The sequence below is a fragment of the Chromobacterium alticapitis genome, assembly GCF_002924365.1.
GTDB classification, from domain to species: Bacteria; Pseudomonadota; Gammaproteobacteria; order Burkholderiales; family Chromobacteriaceae; genus Chromobacterium; species Chromobacterium alticapitis.
Map to the genome: position 1 here is coordinate 1 of NZ_PQWB01000096.1, position 5824 is coordinate 5824.

Annotated in this window: 5 protein-coding genes; all 5 read right to left on the reverse strand. The window is 52.7% G+C overall.

All coding sequences use genetic code 11. The features are described from left to right. Nucleotides 1–365: 365 nt before the first annotated feature. On the reverse strand, nucleotides 366–725 hold the full coding sequence (locus C2I19_RS21805) for a hypothetical protein (RefSeq protein WP_146056853.1): 360 nt from the start codon (nucleotides 723–725) through the stop codon (nucleotides 366–368). After that, nucleotides 712–1038: a hypothetical protein gene (locus tag C2I19_RS22895; protein WP_103903856.1), complete on the reverse strand. Its 327-nt coding sequence runs from the start codon at nucleotides 1036–1038 to the stop codon at nucleotides 712–714. The genes C2I19_RS21805 and C2I19_RS22895 overlap by 14 nt, the downstream gene beginning before the upstream one ends. Before the next feature lie 85 nt (nucleotides 1039–1123). Further along, nucleotides 1124–1357, reverse strand: a complete 234-nt coding sequence (locus C2I19_RS21810; protein ID WP_146056855.1) for a hypothetical protein — start codon at nucleotides 1355–1357, stop codon at nucleotides 1124–1126. 685 nt (nucleotides 1358–2042) lie between these two features. Beyond that, the gene (locus C2I19_RS17060; RefSeq protein WP_158253747.1) at nucleotides 2043–2624 is read right to left on the reverse strand and encodes an SMI1/KNR4 family protein; all 582 of its coding nucleotides are present in this window, start codon (nucleotides 2622–2624) and stop codon (nucleotides 2043–2045) included. A gap of 2 nt (nucleotides 2625–2626) precedes the next feature. Next, on the reverse strand, nucleotides 2627–5824 hold a 3198-nt coding region (locus C2I19_RS17065; protein ID WP_146056856.1), incomplete at its 5' end, for a LysM peptidoglycan-binding domain-containing protein.

Genomic DNA, 5824 nt, shown 5'->3' on the forward strand with positions numbered 1-5824 from the left:
CTCGGTCAGTTGTACGGTGCACTTCATGGAGTTCGGTGGTGAGTAGAGTCCGGGTGAGTGCAAGCAAGAATCAAACCAATTTGTTGTGGGCACTTAAGAATAGGCATATAAGTATCATGCAGAAGCTGCTCCAGCCCCCGCTGCTCAGCATAAGTATCTGTTCGATGCACAACATCGAAGGTAAAGTCATTCAGATTGGGATCTCTAAAATGCTCAGCCTGCCTACGTGCAAGATCATTTGTACGGCCAGAGCGCACAACTTCACCCATTTCATCTCGCAAAACATATGTACCGCCCTTGGGGCCGAGGCCTACCTGAGTACCAACATTACCCAAGCTGTTTACTTCCGTGTTTGGAACAATAGACTAGATAAAATCAGCCCCCATTCTCATTGCAGAAAAAGCTATGTAAGCATCTGTTGGATCGGATCTTGAGGCCTCCGGCCCGGCAAGCCATGCGTCTAACTGATCATCGAAACTTGATACAACCCATTTGAAGTTATTTTTCAATCGCTCAGGAGTACGCTTTAAAACATCCTCCCTAGCCCAATCGTCAGCAACACCCCAAAAAGTCGCGTAAGGTGCGAGAATATGCAGATCGCTCGGCACATCATTTAGATCAAATGCCACTCTCGAAATTGAGACAAGAGAGGAACCCCATGCACGCTCCACCTCATCCATAACCAATATTTTATTCACATCAATGTCAGCACTATTCACTTCCAAGCACTCCTCTCATGCGTCCGTACCAATCCCAGTATTCTTTTCGAGTACCCGAGGGAACCTTCGCTGCATCAAACATTTTCTCAGATAACGAATGCATATTTGTCTCTGGTACTTTCGACCAATCAAAGACCCCACCCATTTCTTTTCTCATTTCTGCGCGCCAAGTATTATAAATTCCAAACGTCGCACGATGATTTGCCTCAGGCATTAGCACTGCGGGTGCCAAATCGGGGTCATATCCAGGAAAGTTCTTCTCCATCCACGCCGACATAACACCGTGATGGGAGTGCTGCCCCGGTCGAGGGAATGGCATATCACCATGCTTAGCAACCAAGAATTCGTTGCTTGGAACAACAAAATCGGCCCTCCCGGGCCGATTTCATCCATCCAAAAATACGTCAAATTATTTCCATGATTTCCTGCAAGAAATGTGCACCTGAAATAGCATCATTTTCACCGTATGCAATTTCAGATTTTATCAAAAGCGAACTCGCTCTATGAAAAATATCCTCGCTTGAAAATTCATCCCTGCAAGCCTCAAACCCCTCCCTGATCTGAGAAAAAGACTTTTCCATATTTAAGTTGCGACGAACAGGAAAATCATCCGGTCCATACAAAACCACATATGCCATGAAATCCTTCAGTTCAGAAATCCTCGTACACCAGGTCATTTCCACCTCACAATGCTATACGACCCACCTTCGACAGTAGGCCGCACTATTGTCACCCTACTACCTGGGGAGTATTTTAAAAAGTCCTGAACCTGTGGAGTAGAACCCCACTTCATACCTAATGTTGCATCAAATACTGATCCTGGAACTCGTACATCAGGAATGCGATACTCACTCCTATCAGGACTGTATAACCGGCGATTTACTTGAGCCAGTGCATTACTACCCTCATCAATTCCTTCCTGTGCAAACCATGCTCTCATATCATCACGTGCAGCAGCATCTACAAGCTGACCTCGATATGTATTTTTTGAAATACTAGAAGGAAATCTCAATCTTCCTGCAGTCTCAGCACGTTGAACCGCAGCATATGCATCATCAAGAGCACCTTGATACTGCGTAAATACAGCATCAGAAAGTTCCTGAGTTGAGAGATAGCGAGATCGACCAATAGTTGGGCCAGCAAAATTTTCTCGGAATGCCAACTCTGACGCAGCAACTGTCTTGCTTGGAACAATAATCGGCGCATCCCCAACAGGAATACGCCGACTCTAAATACCAAGTCACATCGGACTGAGCCCCTCGATTAAACACGCGAGCCAGCTAGCTAGCCCAACAAGACCAGCCTAGTCAAGTTAATTCATTATTATTTCTTGTTTTTCATAAGCTCGGCCACTCGGGCTTTCAAAACATCAGACAACTCCATCCTTACTAGTTTCGGGCTAGCTATTGTAGTTGCCTGCTCTGACACATGTAACAGATCAACAAAAGCACTGAAATCATTTGCTACCCAATATAATCCACCGTGCGCGTCATCAATATGCTCGTGATCCCACACATACACTTTCCCTCGCGACTCGTTACGTAAGTCAATGCAAACAAGGTTAGCGCCAGTCACTTGCCCAATCACAAAAAAATGTGCTGGCAATTGTTCTGCGTATTGCGTGCGGAGCGTGAGCAGATCGTTATTCTTATCAGAGCAACTGGCATATAAAACCTCAAGAACCTCTTTTCCATCTGCGGCCCATGGTGATTTCTCCAGCGCAGAGAAAACGATTTGCTTATCAAACACTCCTGTTTCTGGGAAAGCGGATAAGAAGGCACAATAATCATCTGGAAGTGCAGACTTGATCTGATCATCAAGCTCAATACAATTTAATGGCTTATCCAATGCACCCTTCAGAGGTCTATAGCCCAATGCTGTAAGACTCGATATTATTTCAGCCACCACTAGCCTCCTTTCCGCAAATTCGCTGCACCACCTATGTGTGGCACATTACCATGCAAATCAGTAGGAACTAACTCAATGTTCAATCCATCCTCAACATGATGCGGACTTAATCCCAAGTCACGGAGTAAGTTTTGACCCGCAGTACGATTTGCCAAGCCATACTCCTTTGCAACAGCATCATAAACCAGACCAAAATCTGCGTTTGTCCCTGTCAGATTATCAAAGGTAAATGTACCTTGTGACCACTGGCTGAAATTTGGATAGCCATTTTTAAACGGAATGGGCTGACCACCGGTAACTGCATTTACACTGTCATTGAATGAAGTCCAGCTTGAATTTCCAGGGATACCTGACCATTGACCATTCGTAGCTGGCAGTCTCCAGCCGCGCGGTCTAACCCAATCAGCAGCCCCCACGGAATCAGCAGCCAGGCTACTTACTCCCGCGTTTGGAACACTCCGCAGGATTTCATATGGATCACTTCGGCTGACAGATAGACTATTTTCCTGGCTCAGCGCAACACCACTCTGAGGCCTGCTGGCTCCCACTAATCCATACTGCGTTGCATCAGCCCCCACCGAGGCCAAGGAGGCCAGGGTATTCCCCCCATAATACCCCAGGGTTATGGCTGTGTCTTGTGCGCTTGGACTAGCATTGACTGCTACCGCACCAAAGTAAGCCAAAGACGCCATAGGACTACTAGAAAGCATGTCCATTCGTTGCTCAAATGGACTTGGTGCCCAATGGGCATTCTCCTCCTGTATGCGCGCCTTGGCATCCGGGGTTTGATATGTCAGAAAATCCAGAATGCCTACCTCTCCCGACACAACCTTAGACCATCCCAAAGACAAAGTATAATTAGAACGACCATTCAATGGCTGCCCCATAATGTCTTCCACAGTGCTCTGAGCGTTGCTTCTGGATGCCTGGTACTGCTTGCCCGCTGCATTGAATGCCTCCTCAAACTTCTCCTCGTATGGATCCGCCCCTCGTTGGATAGGGACAGAAGAATCCCTATCACCTGCCATCACAACCAGTCTGTCTCCGCCAAAACTCCCTGACAAAGCGACATCATTCTGGGTGGTAGCGTTTGCCTCAGCTGTCATCGTCCTATAGTTAAGCTTTGGAGGCGACGCTTGCTTCTGCTCCTGAATCATGGATGCTAACGTCTGGGCCATGTCATTGGCCGCATTAGGCTCAGCGCCATCATTGTTACGATCGCTGGCACTTCCTTCTCCGTCCATGCTTCGGGTATCCGTCTGTGACTCCCTACTGCCTCCCTCATCGGGTGAGCGTCCCAAACTCATCAAGCCTTCCAGCATGGATTTCTGGGTTTGGCCGTACATCCCCTGAATCGCATCGACCTCTCGGCCCGCACGTGCCAAGCGTTCTTGCTCCGCGGCTTGTATGCTACCCGTAACCTGGTCCCCCACCGCGTTGCCAAACGAGCTGGCCGCCAGCTCACCCCAGTTCGGCCTATGGTCCTCGCCCAAGACTGACTGGATGGTGCCGCCGATCATGCCACGCATGGCACCATAGCCGATCCGTTCGAACGGATTCGCCCCCTTTCCTGCCTGCAAACCGCTGGCGCTGCCCGCCCAAGCCGCCACCCCCGATGCGGCCACGGAGGTCCAGTTGAACGATTTTTGCAGGCCCGTCGCCATGGCCACGCCTTGAGTAATCACACTGCTCGCCATGGCCTGTACCGCAACGTTGCTATTTTGCAGAGCTGAGCCAAAGGCCCCTGTACTCATGCCTCCCGTGACCGCCCCTCCTATCGCGGCCATGCCAACCTGACTCCATGAGAATTTACTCTGCATGCCCATGGCCATTGCCATGCCTTGGCTCGCAATAGAACCAACCGCTGCGCCCACTGCGCCAGCAAGCATCATCCCGCCGGTAGTAGCCGCCAAAGCAGGCCCCATTACCGCCAATGCCGCGCCAGCCGTAAACACCGTCGCCACCACCGCCACCACCGCGACAAAGACCATCCCGATCCCGCCGCAGCCATCATCACCATCCGGCGGCGGCGGCGGCGGCGGCGGGTCCGGCAAGGTTGGCGTCACGTCGCCCACCGCCTCGCCAGGGCTGTACACCCGGTACGTGCCGCTATTGTTGTGGAAGTTGGTAACCTTGTTCGGCACCTGCAGCACTTGGCCGGCGTCCAGCTTCGCGTCGTCCTTCAGCCCATTGGCGTCGGCCAGCAGATACCACAGCGAACGATCGCCCCATAGGCTGGCCGCCAGGCTTTGCAAAGTGTCGCCCGCCCGCACCGTCACGCTGCCGGGCGCCTGCGCCGGGTAGTTGGGGCCGATCGGTTCGTAGTTTTGGTCAAAGTCGGCGCTGCTCACCGCCTTGCCGAAGCGGTACTGATCCTTGTTGTTGCCCAGCTTGCCCTGCGCCAGCGCCTGGGCGAAGTCGACCCGGCTGGGGCCGTCATTGCCCACCGCGCCCACTTGCCTGCCGTCGACGTAGTAGTAGTCCTGTTTCTTGAACAGCGATGCGTGATCGACCTCCTCGCGCCGGATCACCACGCCCTGCGCGTCGTTGACGTAGCGCAGGCTGCGATGCCCGCGCTCGTCAACGGCTTCCTTCAGGTGGCCGTTGACGTCGTAGCTCAGGTGGGAGATGCCCGGCTGCCAGCCCGGCGCGTTCTCGTTGTAGGGCTGGGCGGTAATGGTGGATTGCTTGGCGTCGTCCCACCATTCGTAACCGTAATAGGTGGTGACAGTGGTGCCTTGGCTGACCTGGGTGGTGACGTCGGTGGTGCCGTCCGCCAGCAGCTTGTAGTCGGTCGTCGCGCCATCCACCACTTGCCGCGTGATTTTATTGTCGACATCGTAGTCGGTGTGGGCGATGCTGGCCTTGGTGCTGCCGTCTCCCTTCCAGTCATAGCTCTGGTAGTCGAGCACCCGGCCTTGCAGGTCATTGCCGCGCAGGAAGGCGCGCGTGCCATTGATCTGGGTTTCCGTCAGATAGCCGTCTGCGGTGTAGCTATAGGTCTCCACCGTGCCGTCGCTGCCATTGCTCGCTTTGACCCGCCGGCCGAAGCGGTCGTACTCGACGCGCACGCCGCGGCTGCCCAGCACCAGATTGCCCTGGGCGTCATGGCTGCCCATGGTGACGGTGAAGCGGTTCATCGCGTCGTAGTCGTACCAGTTGTCCTGCGTCTGCTTGCTGCCGTCCTTGCCGTCCTG

Coding starts and splice junctions, on each gene's coding strand:
- C2I19_RS21810 (WP_146056855.1), bottom strand. CDS start 1,357: ATGGCATATGTGGTTTTGTATGGACCGGATGATTTTCCTGTTCGTCGC.
- C2I19_RS22895 (WP_103903856.1), bottom strand. CDS start 1,038: ATGCCATTCCCTCGACCGGGGCAGCACTCCCATCACGGTGTTATGTCG.